Below are 14,929 nucleotides of genomic sequence, written 5' to 3' on the forward strand. Positions count from 1 at the left end.
GATGACCCGGGACGGTTCGACCCCGGAGGGACAGCGGGGGCGCACCGTCGACCTGGCAGGCGATATGTCCTTTTCTGATCGGTTGGCGGCGCGGTTGCTGCGCGGCGGGCAGTTGCTGCCCGACGGCGCGGTGAGCGGCCCGGTCCACCCGCTGCTGCGGCTCTTCAGCCGGTGGGTGCGGCGGCCCCTGCTGCCCGCGCTGCGCCTGTGGCGGCGCAACATCCAGCTGCGGGTCGTCGCCACCACCCTGCTGATGTCGCTGGCCGTGGTGCTGCTGCTCGGCGTGGTGGTCGTCGGACAGGTCCGCAACGGCCTGCTCACCGCCAAGGCACAGGCCGCCCAGAGCCAGGCCGTCGGCGGCTTCGAGGTCGCCCGGAAACTGGCCGACGGCGGCGACGAGAACCACTCCGACGACAACAGCCGCACCGCCAGCCGCGGCACCCAGGACTCCGCGACCTGGCTGACCAGCCTGGTCGAGCAGCTCGCCAGCGGCGGCCAGGGCGTCTTCTCGGTCGTCGCGCTGAGCTCCGACTCCGACGAGCCGTTCGGCGACTCCACCCCCGGCACCCGGGGACCCCGTGCCTCCGGCGACGTCGACCCCGAGCGCAGCGTGCCCGTCGAACTGCGACGGAAGCTGGACAGCAAGTCCGGGACGTTCCGCCAGTACACCCAGATCAAACGCATCGGGTCCAACGACGGGATGCCGGCGCTGATCATCGGCAAGCGCCTCAACGACGTCAACGGCAACCAGTACCAGCTCTACTACCTCTTCCCGTTCAGCCAGGAAGCGGAGTCCCTCAAGCTCGTCACCGGGACGCTGGCGACCGCCGGCGTCTTCGTCGTCATCCTGCTCGGCGCGATTGCCTGGCTGGTCGTACGGCAGGTCGTCACGCCCGTGCGGATGGCCGCCGGGATCTCCGAGCGGCTGGCCGCCGGCCTCCTCCAGGAGCGGATGAAGGTCACCGGCGAGGACGACATCGCCCGGCTCGGCGAGTCCTTCAACAAGATGGCGCAGAACCTCCAGCTCAAGATCCAGCAGTTGGAGGAGCTGTCCCGGATGCAGCGGCGCTTCGTCTCCGACGTCTCGCACGAGCTGCGCACCCCGCTCACGACCGTACGGATGGCCGCCGACGTCATCCACGAGGTCCGGGACGAGTTCGACCCGGCCACCGCGCGCTCCGCGGAACTGCTGCGCGGCCAGCTCGACCGCTTCGAGTCGCTGCTCGCCGAACTGCTGGAGATCAGCCGGTTCGACGCGGGCGCGGCGGCCCTGGAAGCCGAACCGGTCGACCTGCGCGACGTGGTCAACCGCGTCATCGAGGGCGCCGAACCGCTCGCCGAACGCAAGGGCAGCCGCATCGTGGTGCGCGGCGCCGAGCACCCCGTCATGGCCGAGGCGGACCCCCGGCGGGTCGAGCGCATCCTGCGCAACCTCGTCGTCAACGCCGTCGAGCACGGCGAGGGCCGCAACGTCGTGGTGCGGCTCGCCTCCGCCGGCGGACGCAGCGACGGCGCGGTGGCCGTCGCCGTCCGGGACTACGGTGTCGGCCTCAAACCCGGAGAGGCGACCCGGGTCTTCAACCGCTTCTGGCGCGCGGACCCGGCCCGGGCCCGTACGACCGGCGGCACCGGACTCGGCCTGTCCATCGCCATCGAGGACGCCCGGCTGCACGGCGGCTGGCTGCAGGCGTGGGGCGAGCCGGGCGGCGGCTCCCAGTTCCGGCTGACCCTGCCCCGTACGGCCGGTGAGAAGCTGCGCGGCTCCCCGATCCCCCTGGAGCCGGAGGACTCCCGGCGCAACCGCGGCCTGGACGAGCAGGGGCGCCCCCGCCCCGGCGCCGGCCGCGGCGCGTCCACCATCCCCGCGCAGCCGCGCCCCGGCGCACAGCACGCCGCGGCCCGGCCCGTCGCGGCCCAGCCGGCGCTGCCTCCCGGCGGCAGCACCCGCGTGGTGCCGCAGCACACCCCCGCACGGAAGGGCGACGGCGCCCGCGACGACGACACCGGCGAGGACACCCGGCCGGCCACGGCGGCCACCGGCGACCCGGTCACGACCGACGGTCCGGGGGCACGCGGCGGTGCGGCCGCCACCGACAGCACGCGGCAGGAGACCGGACGCGACGTGGAGCGGGAAGGCGGACGGCGTGGGCACTGAGCACGAGAACGAGCACACGACGCGCACCCCTCGGTTCCGCGGGCGCGCGCTCCGGAGCACCGGGGCCGTGCGGAGGGGCCGGAAGGCCGTCCTGCTGGGCTGCGCGGGGACGCTGCTGGCCGGCTGCGCATCGATGCCGGACAGCGGCGACGTCACCGCGGTCGACCAGCCCCCGCGCGCCGACGGGGACTCCCAGGTGCGGGTCTACGGCGTGCCCCCGCAGGACGGCGCCCAGCCCACCAACATCGTGCGCAGCTTCCTCGACGCGACCACCAGCGACGAGGCGGACTTCCGCACGGCCCGGATGTATCTGGCCAAGTCGGCGAAGCAGACCTGGCGGCCGTTCCTGGTCACCAACGTGCTCCAGGAGCGGCCCAAGTCCGAGCCGGAGGCCCAGCCCGGCCGGGAGGACGCCGACGGCTACACCGTCACGCTCGCCGGCAGCCAGGTGGCCACGGTAGACGCCAACCACGCCTACACCCCCGAGGAGCGGCCGTACCGCGAGACGATCCACCTCATCAAGGAGGGGGACCAGTGGCGCATCGACCGGCTGCCCGACGGACTGGTGCTGGGGCAGTCCGACTTCCAGCGCATCTACCGCTCCGTCAACAAGTACTACTTCGCGTCCTACAAGTCCGAGTCGGACGACCCCAAGGCGGGCAAGAACGTGCTCGTCGCCGACCCGGTCTATCTGCGACAGCGGATAAAGCCGATCACGTCCAGTGTGGAGGCGCTGCTCGGTGGGCCCACCGACTGGCTGGACCGGGTGACGACGTCGGCGTTCCCGCCCGGCACCCGGCTCGCCGCCCGTGACCTGTCGCTCGACGACTCCAACGCCCTCCAGGTCAAGCTCAGCAAGCAGGCCGTCAACACCGACACCGCCCAGTGCAAGCGGATGGCGGCTCAGCTGTTCTTCACCGTCCAGGACATGACGCGCGCTTCGAAGATCAGCGAGGTGGAGCTCCAGGACCCGAACGGCAACTCGCTGTGCGCGCTGACCCAGGATCAGGCCCAGCGGGACTTCGCCGCACCGGGCCATTCCGGACACCCCGGCCAGGAGTACTTCATCGACGCCGAGCACCGCGTCGTCACGATGTCGGACTCGGCCACCGAACCGATGCCGGTGCGCGGGCCGTTCGGCACCGGCAAGACCCCGCTGCGTTCGGTCGCCATCTCCCGCGGGGAGACCACCGGGGCCGGGGTGTCGGGCGACGGCCGGTATCTGTACGTGGCCGGCCTGGAGGGCGCCGGCGAACGCGGTGGGCCGCTGTTGACGAGTGCCAGTACGGCGAAGAACGCCGACGAGGGGCTCACCGCGCCGAGTTGGGACGGGCTGGGCGACCTGTGGATCGCCGACCGTGACGCGCACCGGTCGCGGCTGCTGCGGATGCGCGAGGGGAAGGGCGACCCGGAGGAGGTCACGGTGCCCGGCCTCGGCCAGCGGCGGATCAAGGCGATCAAGGTGGCCGCGGACGGCATCCGGATCGCGATCCTGGTGGAGGACAAGGGGCGTACGACGCTCCAACTCGGCCGGGTCGAGCGGGACGGCACCTCCGCGCACCCGACGCTGTCGGTGCAGGAACTCCGGCCGATCGCGCCCCAGTTGGAGGACGTGGTGGCGGCGTCCTGGGCGGGCGGCAGCCGGTTGGTGGTCGTCGGCCGGGAGGCCGGCGGGGTGCAGCAGATGCAGTACATGGAGACCGACGGCTCGGCGTCGGACGCGCAGACGCTGCCCGGCGTCAACGGCGTCAAGGCGGTGGCGGCCTCGGAGGACGAAACCCGCCCGCTGATCGCCGACGCCAGCGAGGGCATAGTGCGGCTGCCCCCGGACGCGAACTGGAAGACGGTGGCGAAGGACGGCACGGCGCCGGTCTATCCGGGGTGACGGTGCCGGGCATCGGCGACGTGCCGTTGCCGGTGCCCTTGCCGGTGCCCTTGCCGGGAGGTGGTCGGCGGTCCGCCTCGGTGGAGTTATCCACAGGGGTGGTGGCGATGCCGCCCCGGCCGCGACAGTGGAGTCATGCGGGGGGTGTGGCAAGAGCTGGCGGGCCTGGTGCTGCCGGTCGACTGTGCGGGGTGTGGCCGGCCGCGTACGGAGCTGTGCGGGGCGTGCCGGCGGGCGCTGTGGCGGGGCGGACGCGGTGCCGGGCGGGTGCGGCCCCGGCCGGTGCCGGCGGGGTTGCCGCGGGTCTGGGCCGGGGCGCCGTACGCCGACGAGGTGCGTGCGGTGTTGCTGGCCCACAAGGAGCGCGGCGCACTGCGGCTGGCCGCACCACTGGGGGCAGTACTGGCGGGGGCGGTGCGGGGGGTGGGGGGAGGGGGCGGCCCCCTCCTCCTGGTGCCGGTGCCGTCCGCGCGGAAGGCGGTGGCCGGTCGTGGCCATGATCCGGTGCGCCGGATCGCGTTGGCGGCCTCCACGGAGCTGCGGCGGGTGGGCGTCGGCGCGCGGGTGCTGGCGGTGCTGCGGCAGCGTCGCGCGATGATCGATCAGGCGGGGCTGGACGCCCGGCAGCGGTTGGCGAACGTCGCGGGTGCACTGGAGGCGCCGGGCGTGGCCGGGAGGCTGCTGGCGGGGGTGCCAGTGGTGCTGGTGGACGATCTGGTGACGACGGGGGCCACGCTGGCCGAGGCGGCACGGGCGGTCAGGGCCGTCGGCGGGCAGGTGACGGGGGCCGCGGTGGTGGCCGCGCCCCGCAGTTCTTTCCTCATCAACGGAAAGTGAGGGCCACAGGGCCACAGGGCCACAGGGCCACAGGGCCACAGGGCAGTGGGAAGGCGGAGGCGGGGCGGGGGCGTGCCCGACCCCGGCAGGGCCGGTCGCGGCCCCGGCCGCGTCACCTGACAGGAGTAGGGGCGGGTGTGTCGGGGGTGTGCCCGGCTGTTGTGGTTCCGGAGGGGTGTCGCGGCCGGGCGTGGAAACTCTCGGTGAGCGTCAGGGGTAAAGGGAACTGGCTGAGACGGGGCGTCGTTGCTGGTAGTGAGCGCCGATTTTCACTCAAACGGAGCTGGTCGTGGCGAGGGGGTGCCGACACCCGTCCAGTAGAGCTATGTTCGGTTGTGAGGACTTGGCGGACGCTTTGCCTCGGATGTCGTGTTGCATGCTTTTCGGGGTTTTTCGGCGATCCTGAAAAGGTGGGAATGGAGATCTCGTCCCTGGGGGAGGAGGAGGTGAAAGTCGCCAGTCCGAGGCTCCGGTACCCACCGGGGCCTGGTGCAAGAAGGAGCTGCTCCGCTTGCTGAGCGGGGCGATCCGGGAACGGAGTTCTGCGTGGACATCGTCGTCAAGGGCCGCAAGACAGAGGTGCCCGAGCGGTTCCGCAAGCACGTGGCCGAGAAGCTGAAGCTGGACAAAGTCCAGAAGCTCGATGGCAAGGCAATCAGCCTGGACGTCGAGGTGTCCAAGGAGCCCAACCCGCGGCAGGCCGACCGTTCCGACCGAGTGGAGATCACGCTCCGCTCCCGTGGCCCGGTGGTCCGGGCCGAGGCGGCCGCAGCCGACCCGTATGCCGCGCTGGATCTGGCAACAGCCAAGCTGGAGGCGCGTCTGCGGAAACAGAACGACAAGCGCCACTCGCGTCGCGGCAACGGACGCATCCCGGCGAGCGAAGTCGCGATCACCGTCCCCGACGCGGCACGGCTGAACGGCCACGGCCTGACGGCCGCCGAGGAGGCCGCGGAGCGGGAGAAGGTGCCGACCACCCGGATGGGGTCGCTGGAGATCCAGGGCGAAGGGCCCGTGGTCGTCCGCGAGAAGACCCATTCGGCCGCGCCGATGGCGCTCGACCAGGCGCTCTACGAGATGGAGTTGGTCGGACACGACTTCTATCTCTTCGTCGACGCCGAGACCAAGCAGCCGAGTGTCGTTTATCGGCGGCACGCTTACGACTACGGCGTCATCCACTTGAATTCCGACGCGTTCGGAGAGGAATCGCCCGGCGGCGCAGGCGGCGCGCTGGGCGGCTGACCCCCATCTGTTCGGTGCCCCCGGCGCACGCCCGGGGGCACCATCGTGCCTGCGGAGGGCTGGAGTTGAAGCCGTATAGTGTTTGTGCCAGCCGGGGAGTATGCGGGCACGAAACGGCGACATGCCGGGGAGACGGTCGTATGGCATTGATCGGGCCGGCCGCAAAGGGCTGTTGTCAACCAGCCTTATATCCAAGCTCTGGCCCTCGGCCGAGTAGTTGACGGGGAGGAACCATGGGGGAGAGTTTCGGGCCCGCGCGGAATGATGCGGACGGCGACGCGTGCGGTGTGGGGGCCGGCGACGGGGACGGGGCCGCGCGGGTGCCGCGCAAGGAACCGATCCGCGTCCTCGTCGTGGATGATCATGCCCTGTTCCGTCGTGGCCTGGAGATCGTGCTGGCGCAGGAGGAGGACATCCAGGTCGTCGGCGAGGCGGGCGACGGCGCGGAGGCGGTCGACAAGGCCGCCGACCTGCTGCCCGACATCGTGCTGATGGACGTGCGGATGCCCCGGCGCGGTGGGATCGAGGCGTGCACCTCCATCAAGGAGGTGGCGCCCAGCGCGAAGATCATCATGCTGACGATCAGTGACGAAGAGGCCGATCTCTACGACGCGATCAAGGCGGGCGCCACCGGGTACCTCCTCAAGGAGATCTCCACCGACGAGGTGGCCACCGCGATCCGGGCGGTCGCCGACGGCCAGTCGCAGATCAGCCCGTCGATGGCGTCCAAGCTCCTGACGGAGTTCAAATCGATGATCCAGCGCACCGACGAACGTCGTCTGGTGCCGGCGCCCCGGCTCACCGACCGCGAGCTGGAGGTCCTCAAACTCGTCGCCACCGGCATGAACAACCGGGATATCGCCAAGGAGTTGTTCATCTCCGAGAACACCGTCAAGAACCACGTGCGCAACATCCTGGAGAAGCTCCAGCTGCATTCCCGGATGGAAGCCGTGGTCTATGCGATGCGGGAGAAGATCCTCGAAATCCGGTGACGTCGGGGGCGGCCAGCCCCCGGGGTGCCGCCGGGGCCGGGCCGGGTGGGTCAGTCCGTGGTGCCCTCGCCGGCGCGGGTGTCGTCCTCGTCGGTTCGGGTGAGTTCGGTGCGCAGGGCGGCGGCCAGCTGTGCGTCGTCGCAGCGCTCGATGCGGACGGTGTCGCAGTCCACCCATGTCGCGGCCTCGCGGAGGGCCTGGGCCATGGGGCGGACGGCCTTGGGGCCCTGGAGCGAGAGCTGGCGGGCGACCAGGGTGCGGCCCTCGCGGGCCGGGTCGACGCGGCCCACCAGTTTGCCGCCGGCCAGCAGCGGCATCGCGAAATAGCCGTGTATCCGCTTGGGCCTGGGGACGTACGCCTCCAGGCGGTGGGTGAAGTCGAAGATCCGTTCCGTGCGGGGGCGGTCCCAGATGAGGGAGTCGAACGGGGAGAGCAGGGTCGTGCGGTGCCGGCCGCGGGGCGGGGCGGCGAGCGCTTCGGGGTCCGCCCAGGCGGGCTTGGCCCAGCCCTCGACGGTCACCGGCACCAGCCCGGTGCCCTCGATGACGGCGTCCACCTGCTCGCCCTTGAGGCGGTGGTAGTCGGCGAGGTCCGCTCGGGTGGCCACGCCCATCGCGGCGCCGGCCTGGGCGACCAGGCGCCGGATGCACTCCGCGTCGTCGAGGTCGTCGTGCAGCAGCGGCTCGGGGACGGCGCGCTCGGCGAGGTCGTAGATCCGCTTCCAGCCGCGGCGCTCCGTGCAGACCACGTCGCCGGTGTCCAGCAGCCACTCCACGGCGATCTTGGTCTCGGACCAGTCCCACCACTCGCCGCCGTTCCGACCGCCGCCCAGCTGGGAGGTGGTGAGCGGGCCGTCGGCCTTGAGGCGGTCCAGGACGGCGGCGCAGGAGCGCGCGGAGTCCTTCATGACGTGCCAGCGGTGGCCCTTGGCCCGCCGGGCGCGGCGGCGGAAGGCGAAGTGCGGCCACTCCTCGATGGGCAGGATGCAGGCCGCGTGCGACCAGTACTCGAAGCTGTGCGGCCGGGCCGGGCTCTCGCCCTCGGGGCTCGACGACCAGTACGCGGACTCGACGGCGGAGCGGCCGACCGCGCCGAGGCGGGCGTAGGGGACCAGCTCGTGGGAGCGGGCGAGCACGGAGATCGTGTCGAGCTGGACCGCGCCGAGGCGGCGCAGCATCCCGCGGACGCCCTCCCGCTCCCCGCCACCACCCCGGGTGGAAGCGCTTCGCGCTGCTGTGACACTTTGTCCCCCGCCACCACCCCGAGCGGAGGCGCTTCGCGCCGGGGCGCCGAGCAGGCCCTGGGCCCGCAGTGCCATCCGCCGGGCGTCGTCCGCGGACAGGGTGGTCACGGGGCGCGGGGCGGGCTGTCGCTGCATGGCTGCGGTCATGTCGCACAGCGTAGGGGCGGCCACTGACAACGCTCCGGACTTCGGATGTCTGCGCAGGTCAGCGTGGGTGCGGGAGGTAGGGCGTGGGGTCCTGGGCCGGGGCGGTGGCGCAGCCGGCGGGGGCGGGCTCGCGGGGCAGGTCGGAGGGGAGCAGGGAGCCGATCCACAGGTCCCGGCGGATGCCGCCGTGCACCAGCTTGGCGCGCAGGGTGCCCTCCCGCCGGAAGCCGACCTTGCGGGCGACGGCCCAGGAGCCCTCGTTGCCGGCCTCGGCGAGCCACTCCATGCGCTCCACGCCCAGCTCGCGGAAGGCCCAGCGCACCACCGCGCCGGCCGCTTCCGCGGTGTATCCCCTGCCGCGGTGTTCCTTCGCGGTCCAGTAGCCGAGCTCCGCCTGCCGCTCCACGGTGCGCAGCCGGTCGAGTCGGACCAGGCCCATGGAGCCGACGAGGGTTCCCCCGTCCCGGGTGGCCACGGCGAAGGTGTAGGCGGTGTCGTTCCGCCAGCCCTCGGGGACGGCCGTGCCGACGAACCGTTCCGCGTCGTCGAGGCCGTACGGCGTGGGGACGGCGGTCCAGCGGGGAATGGCGGGGTCCTGACAAGCGGTGTGGACGGCGGGCACGTCGGAGGGCTCGAAGGGGCGCAGCAGCAGGCGGTCGGTGGTGAGGGTGACGGGTTTCATGCGGTGAGTCTGCGGCGCCGCGCGGTGGGCCGCGAGCCGTTTTCGCCGGGGCGCCGGGAGCGTCGGAGTACGGGCCGCGGGGCCGTTGCCGGGGTGGTTTCCCGGAACTTTGCCCGAACGTTCAGGGGAATGTGTGACGGATCTTTCCGGAACCGTTCGGGCAGTACGGCGGAAAGTTTTCCGGCACCTTCTCGCGGGCTCGTGCGTTGACGAGGCGAGGGGTCTGCGGGCTCGACTGCGGCGGACCTCCCGGCCGGACAGCGTCCTCCTTTACGATGGCCGTTGCGGCGGGGCCTGCCCCCTTGGAAACATGCCGCGCCCGCGCACTCGACCGTGCAGGCCCGACCGGCAAGGAGACCAGCCCAAGTGTCCGTCTTGACGAAGATCATGCGTGCAGGCGAAGGAAAGATCCTGCGCAAGCTGCACCGCATCGCGGGCCAGGTGAACTCCGTCGAAGAGGACTTCGCGGCCCTCTCCGACGCCGAGCTGCGGGCGCTCACCGACGAGTACAAGCAGCGCTACGCCGACGGTGAGAGCCTCGACGACCTGCTGCCCGAGGCGTTCGCCACCGTGCGCGAGGCCGCCAAGCGGGTGCTCGGCCAGCGCCACTACGACGTCCAGCTGATGGGCGGTGCGGCCCTGCACCTCGGCTATGTCGCGGAGATGAAGACCGGTGAGGGCAAGACCCTGGTGGGTACCCTCCCGGCGTATCTGAACGCGCTGTCCGGCAAGGGCGTCCACCTGATCACGGTCAACGACTACCTCGCCGAGCGCGACTCCGAGATGATGGGCCGGGTCCACAAGTTCCTGGGCCTGACCGTCGGCTGCATCCTGGCCGACATGACGCCGGCCCAGCGCCGCGAGCAGTACGGCTGTGACATCACCTACGGCACCAACAACGAGTTCGGCTTCGACTACCTGCGCGACAACATGGCGTGGTCGAAGGACGAACTGGTCCAGCGCGGCCACAACTTCGCGATCGTCGACGAGGTCGACTCGATCCTGGTGGACGAGGCCCGTACGCCGCTGATCATCTCCGGTCCGGCGGACTCGGCCACCAAGTGGTACGGCGACTTCGCCAAGTTGGTGCAGCGCCTCAAGCGGGGCGAGCCGTCCAACCCGCAGCGCGGTGTCGACGAGACCGGCGACTACGACGTCGACGAGAAGAAGCGCACCGTCGGCATCCACGAGTCCGGTGTCGGCAAGGTCGAGGACTGGCTGGGCATCGACAACCTCTACGAGTCGGTCAACACGCCGCTGGTCGGGTACCTCAACAACGCGATCAAGGCCAAGGAGCTCTTCAAGCTCGACAAGGACTACGTCGTCATCGACGGCGAGGTCATGATCGTCGACGAGCACACCGGCCGTATCCTCGCCGGCCGTCGCTACAACGAGGGCATGCACCAGGCCATCGAGGCGAAGGAGGGCGTGGAGATCAAGGACGAGAACCAGACGCTCGCCACGATCACCCTGCAGAACTTCTTCCGCCTCTACGACAAGCTCTCCGGCATGACCGGTACGGCCATGACCGAGGCCGCCGAGTTCCACCAGATCTACAAGCTCGGCGTGGTCCCGATCCCCACCAACCGGCCGATGGTCCGCAAGGACCAGGCGGACCTGATCTACCGCACCGAGCCCGCGAAGTTCGACGCGGTCGTCGAGGACATCGCCGACAAGCACGACAAGGGTCAGCCGATCCTGGTCGGCACCACCTCGGTCGAGAAGTCCGAGTACCTCTCGCAGCAGCTCCGCAAGCGCGGTATCGCCCACGAGGTGCTCAACGCCAAGCAGCACGAGCGGGAGGCGTCGATCGTCGCCCAGGCCGGCCGCAAGGGCGCGGTGACGGTCGCCACCAACATGGCCGGCCGCGGTACGGACATCAAGCTCGGTGGCAACCCCGATGACCTCGCCGAGACCGAGCTGCGCCAGATGGGGCTGGACCCGGTCGACCACGTGGAGGAGTGGGCGGCCGCGCTGCCCGCCGCCCTGGAGCGCGCCGAGGCGGCCGTCAAGGCGGAGTTCGAGGAGGTCAAGGAGCTCGGCGGGCTCTACGTCCTGGGCACCGAGCGGCACGAGTCGCGGCGCATCGACAACCAGCTGCGCGGTCGTTCCGGCCGTCAGGGCGACCCGGGCGAGTCGCGGTTCTACCTCTCCCTGGGCGACGACCTGATGCGGCTGTTCAAGGCGCAGATGGTCGAGCGGGTCATGGCGATGGCCAATGTGCCCGACGACGTGCCGATCGAGAACAAGATGGTGACGCGGGCGATCGCCTCCGCCCAGTCGCAGGTCGAGCAGCAGAACTTCGAGACCCGCAAGAACGTCCTGAAGTACGACGAGGTCCTCAACCGCCAGCGCGAGGTCATCTACGGCGAGCGGCGTCGCGTCCTGGAGGGCGAGGACCTCCAGGAGCAGATCAAGCACTTCATGGACGGCACGATCGACGCCTACATCCAGGCGGAGACCGTCGAGGGCTTCGCCGAGGAGTGGGACCTGGACCGCCTGTGGGGCGCGTTCAAGCAGCTCTACCCGGTCAAGGCGACCATCGACGAGCTGGAGGAGGAGGTCGGCGACCGCGCGGGCCTGACCGCCGAGTTCATCGCCGACGCCATCAAGGACGACATCCACGAGCAGTACGCCGCCCGCGAGGAGCAGCTGGGCTCGGAGATCATGCGGGAGCTGGAGCGCCGCGTGGTGCTGTCCGTCCTGGACCGCAAGTGGCGCGAGCACCTCTACGAGATGGACTACCTCCAGGAGGGCATCGGTCTGCGGGCGATGGCCCAGAAGGACCCGCTGGTGGAGTACCAGCGCGAGGGCTTCGACATGTTCACCGCGATGATGGACGGCATCAAGGAGGAGTCCGTCGGCTACCTGTTCAACCTGGAGGTCCAGGTGGAGCAGCAGGTCGAGGAGGTCCCGGTGGAGCAGGCCGCGGACGCCGCCCAGGTGGAGCAGGGTGGCGGTGAGGCCGTTCCGGCGGCGGCCGGCGCGGGGCGTCCGGAGATCCACGCCAAGGGCCTGGAGGCGCCGCAGCGGCCCGACCGGCTGCACTTCACCGCGCCGAAGGTCGACGGTGACGGCAGCGTCATCGAGGGCGACTTCGTCAGCGACGTGGACGGCGACGGCCCGGCCCGTTCGGAGGCCGACGGGCTGACCCGCGCCGAGCGGCGCAAGGCGCAGAAGAGCGCCGGGCGGCGCCGCAAGAAGTGAGCCGCAAGAAGTGAGCCGCATGAGGTGAGCCGCATGAGGTGAGCGGTCCGCCGCGCGGCGGAGACGACAGCGCAGGGCGCCCTGGCCATGGCCGGCCGGGGCGCCCTGCGCTGTTGTCCGGGCCCGCTGTGCGGTCTTCAGGGTCGGCCCGGGGCCGGTCCGCCGGGCGGGCCCTGGGGGAGCGGCCCGACGTCGAGGGCGGCGCAGCGCCAGCGGGTGTCGGCGCCCCGTTCCAGGCGGAACGCCAGGGCGCGCAGGCGGACGCCGGTGGTGATGCGCGCGAACGCCTCGATGACGCCGTCGCGGGGGCGGCACAGGCCGCATTCGTGCAGGGCCGGGACGGGGGCGCGCAGGCCCGGGGCGACGTAGGGGCGCAGCGGCGACAGTGGGGCGAGCTCGGCGAGCCGGTCGTAGGCGGCGGGCAGGGCGTGCCCGAGGAGGACGTGGACGGGGCGTTGGCCGCTCAGGGTGAGCAGGAGCTGGTGGGCGAACCAGAGGTGGGGGTGGTTCTCCTGGGCGCGGCGCCGGGCGCCGGGGCTGGGGAGCGGGGTGTCCGGGTGGGTGGTGGGGCGGCGCTGCGCGGTGGTGCGGGTGAGGTGTGGGGTGCGGGTGGGGCCGCGGTTGCCGGACGAGCCGGGGCCGCGTCCCGCGGGGCCGGTGGGGCGGCGGGTGCCGCGGTGGGCCGGGGGCGCGGTGCGCCGCGGGGCGGCGGGCGTCGGCGCCGGCTCGGCGGGGGTGTCGGCGCCGTGGGGCGTGCGGTCGGTGGGGGAGCTGCGGGGCCGGGGGACGGTCGGGACGGGTGCCGGGGCGTCGGCGTCGGGTGCGGTTCGGTCGGGGCACGGGCGCGGCGGTGCCGGGGTGGCCCGGGCCGGGCGGGCGCCCGTCGTGGCGCCGGTCGCGGCGGTGTCGTCGCTGGTCGTGTCGGTCATCGCAGTGCCCCCTCGGCCGGGCCCGGCGTCCTTACCGGGCGGTAGCTTGTGGTCCGGGATCTTGTCGGTGGGGCGCCGGTGGCGGCAAGGCGTCCGGCCGGCCCGGGCGGGGCGGACGATTTTCACCCGTCCGTGGCACGGGCCCGGGATCACGGGGCGGGGCCGGGGCGGCGGACGCCCCGGAGGCCGGTGGGCCGGGCGGCGCAGCGGCGGCACGAAGGGGGACGCACGGCCGTATGCTGGCTGGGCATTGTTCTGGATCTAGCGAGAGCGGCTGTTATGCGTGTCTACGTCCCCCTGACGCTTTCCGGGCTCGCTGAGGCACACCAGGGCGGCGAGCTGGGGGCCGGCCCGCTGCTCGCGTACGCCGTCACGCCCGCGCTGCGGGAGTGGTACGTCTCGGACGACATCGAGGAGCTGGAGTACGCGGCGCTCAACCGCGCGGCGCAGGCGTCGCTGCGGCTGCTGGCCGGGCACCCGGAGGTGCCCCGGCGGCGGGTCGTGGTGGCGGTGGACGTGCCGGACCGTGGCGCGGCCGTGGACCCGGACAGCGGGCTGGACCCGTCGTCGCTGGGCGAGGTGCGGATCACCGGGCCGGTGCCGCTGTCGAAGGCGGCGGCGGTGCATGTGGACTCCGCGGACGCGGAGGAGGACGTGGCGGCGGCCGCGGCGGCGCTGGGCGCGGCCGATCTCGGCGACGACGACGCCCAGTTCACGGTGGACGGCGCCGAGGACCACGACCTGATGTGGTTCGGGGTGCAGGAGATTCCGCAGCTGCTGGGGTGACGCCCCCGGCGCGGTGGCCCGGCCGCCGGCTCGGCGCCGTTGTCAGTGGCGGCGGGTACGGTTTTCCCCATGGCAACCGCACGGGGGAAGGACCGGGGGACGACATGACGAAGCCCGTCGCACACATCGTGTGGGACTGGAACGGCACCCTGTTCCACGACACCGACGCCGTGATCGCGGCGACCAACTCCGCCTTCGCGGAGATCGGCCTGGAGCCGATCACGCTGGAGCGGTACCGCGAGCTGTACTGCGTGCCGGTGCCGCGGTTCTACGAGCGGCTGATGGGGCGGCTGCCGACCGAGGCCGAGTGGCTGCTGATGGACGCCACCTTCCACCGGTACTACACCGAGCACCGGGCGGGCTGCGGCCTCGCCGACGGCGCGGACGGGCTGCTGGCGACGTGGCAGGCGGCCGGGCGGAGCCAGTCGATCCTCAGCATGTTCGGCCACGAGGAGCTGATACCCCTGGTGCGGGGCCTCGGCATAGCCTCGCGCTTCGTGCGGGTCGAGGGCCGCACGGGCCCTTCCGGGGGTTCGAAGAGCGCGCACATGGTGCGTCATCTGGCGGCCCTGGAGCGTGTCGACCCGGGGCGTACGGTAGTGATCGGGGACGCCGTCGACGACGCGGTGGCCGCCCGCGACGCGGGAGCCCACGCCGTGCTGTACACCGGCGGGTCGCACAGCCGGAGCAGTCTGACGGCCGCCGGGGTGCCGGTGGTGGACAGCCTCACCGAGGCCGTGCAGATCGCGGAGGACCTCGCCGCCTAGGCGACGGGGACCGGCGCCCGAGCCGCCACGCATACGCCACCCCGGCGCCCCATTGT

At 72.1% G+C, this 14,929-nt stretch carries 11 protein-coding genes; 8 read left to right on the forward strand and 3 right to left on the reverse strand.

The window, feature by feature from the left end; translation table 11 throughout:
- Position 1 precedes the first annotated feature (1 nt).
- The 5 genes from mtrB to MOV08_RS25670 all read left to right on the forward strand — a co-directional run bounded on the left by mtrB (position 2) and on the right by MOV08_RS25670 (position 7,111).
- Entirely contained in the window at positions 2–2,155 is a 2,154-nt protein-coding gene (gene mtrB, locus MOV08_RS25650; RefSeq protein ID WP_420834213.1) for an MtrAB system histidine kinase MtrB, read from the forward strand.
- Positions 2,145–4,040, forward strand: a complete 1,896-nt coding sequence (locus tag MOV08_RS25655; RefSeq protein WP_275308992.1) for an LpqB family beta-propeller domain-containing protein — start codon at positions 2,145–2,147, stop codon at positions 4,038–4,040. Before mtrB ends, MOV08_RS25655 begins: the two co-directional genes overlap by 11 nt.
- Positions 4,041–4,175: 135 nt before the next feature.
- Complete coding sequence (locus tag MOV08_RS25660; RefSeq protein ID WP_275308993.1) at positions 4,176–4,877, forward strand: ComF family protein; 702 nt, start codon at positions 4,176–4,178, stop codon at positions 4,875–4,877.
- 546 nt (positions 4,878–5,423) lie between these two features.
- Positions 5,424–6,119, forward strand: coding sequence for a ribosome hibernation-promoting factor, HPF/YfiA family (gene hpf, locus MOV08_RS25665; RefSeq protein ID WP_039635918.1), 696 nt, complete (start codon positions 5,424–5,426; stop codon positions 6,117–6,119).
- A gap of 233 nt (positions 6,120–6,352) precedes the next feature.
- Entirely contained in the window at positions 6,353–7,111 is a 759-nt protein-coding gene (locus MOV08_RS25670; RefSeq protein ID WP_073442484.1) for a response regulator, read from the forward strand.
- A 50-nt stretch (positions 7,112–7,161) separates the two neighbouring features.
- Here the strand turns inward: MOV08_RS25670 and MOV08_RS25675 are convergent, their stop codons facing one another.
- The gene (locus MOV08_RS25675) at positions 7,162–8,502 is read right to left on the reverse strand and encodes a winged helix-turn-helix domain-containing protein (protein ID WP_275308994.1); all 1,341 of its coding nucleotides are present in this window, start codon (positions 8,500–8,502) and stop codon (positions 7,162–7,164) included.
- 58 nt (positions 8,503–8,560) lie between these two features.
- Positions 8,561–9,184, reverse strand: coding sequence for a GNAT family N-acetyltransferase (locus MOV08_RS25680; protein ID WP_275308995.1), 624 nt, complete (start codon positions 9,182–9,184; stop codon positions 8,561–8,563).
- 366 nt (positions 9,185–9,550) lie between these two features.
- Between MOV08_RS25680 and secA the strand changes: the two genes are divergently transcribed.
- Positions 9,551–12,391: a preprotein translocase subunit SecA gene (gene secA / locus MOV08_RS25685; protein ID WP_275308997.1), complete on the forward strand. Its 2,841-nt coding sequence runs from the start codon at positions 9,551–9,553 to the stop codon at positions 12,389–12,391.
- 137 nt (positions 12,392–12,528) lie between these two features.
- Here the strand turns inward: secA and MOV08_RS25690 are convergent, their stop codons facing one another.
- Positions 12,529–13,320, reverse strand: a complete 792-nt coding sequence (locus MOV08_RS25690) for an Rv3235 family protein (protein WP_052286868.1) — start codon at positions 13,318–13,320, stop codon at positions 12,529–12,531.
- A 279-nt stretch (positions 13,321–13,599) separates the two neighbouring features.
- On the opposite strand from MOV08_RS25690, the gene MOV08_RS25695 reads away from it, so the two are divergent.
- Positions 13,600–14,106, forward strand: a complete 507-nt coding sequence (locus MOV08_RS25695) for a DUF6912 family protein (protein ID WP_039635926.1) — start codon at positions 13,600–13,602, stop codon at positions 14,104–14,106.
- 104 nt (positions 14,107–14,210) lie between these two features.
- Positions 14,211–14,873 (forward strand): HAD family hydrolase, encoded by a 663-nt coding sequence (locus tag MOV08_RS25700; protein WP_039635928.1) that lies wholly within the window; start codon positions 14,211–14,213, stop codon positions 14,871–14,873.
- Positions 14,874–14,929: the final 56 nt, after the last annotated feature.

The organism is Streptomyces yunnanensis (assembly GCF_029011865.1).
GTDB lineage: Bacteria > Actinomycetota > Actinomycetes > Streptomycetales > Streptomycetaceae > Streptomyces > Streptomyces yunnanensis.

Bases quoted from the DNA above. Each gene is read 5' to 3' on its own strand.
- mtrB (WP_420834213.1), top strand. From the start codon at position 2: ATGACCCGGGACGGTTCGACCCCGGAGGGACAGCGGGGGCGCACCGTC.
- MOV08_RS25660 (WP_275308993.1), top strand. From the start codon at position 4,176: ATGCGGGGGGTGTGGCAAGAGCTGGCGGGCCTGGTGCTGCCGGTCGAC.
- MOV08_RS25670 (WP_073442484.1), top strand. From the start codon at position 6,353: ATGGGGGAGAGTTTCGGGCCCGCGCGGAATGATGCGGACGGCGACGCG.
- MOV08_RS25675 (WP_275308994.1), bottom strand. From the start codon at position 8,502: ATGACCGCAGCCATGCAGCGACAGCCCGCCCCGCGCCCCGTGACCACC.
- MOV08_RS25680 (WP_275308995.1), bottom strand. From the start codon at position 9,184: ATGAAACCCGTCACCCTCACCACCGACCGCCTGCTGCTGCGCCCCTTC.
- MOV08_RS25690 (WP_052286868.1), bottom strand. From the start codon at position 13,320: ATGACCGACACGACCAGCGACGACACCGCCGCGACCGGCGCCACGACG.
- MOV08_RS25695 (WP_039635926.1), top strand. From the start codon at position 13,600: ATGCGTGTCTACGTCCCCCTGACGCTTTCCGGGCTCGCTGAGGCACAC.
- MOV08_RS25700 (WP_039635928.1), top strand. From the start codon at position 14,211: ATGACGAAGCCCGTCGCACACATCGTGTGGGACTGGAACGGCACCCTG.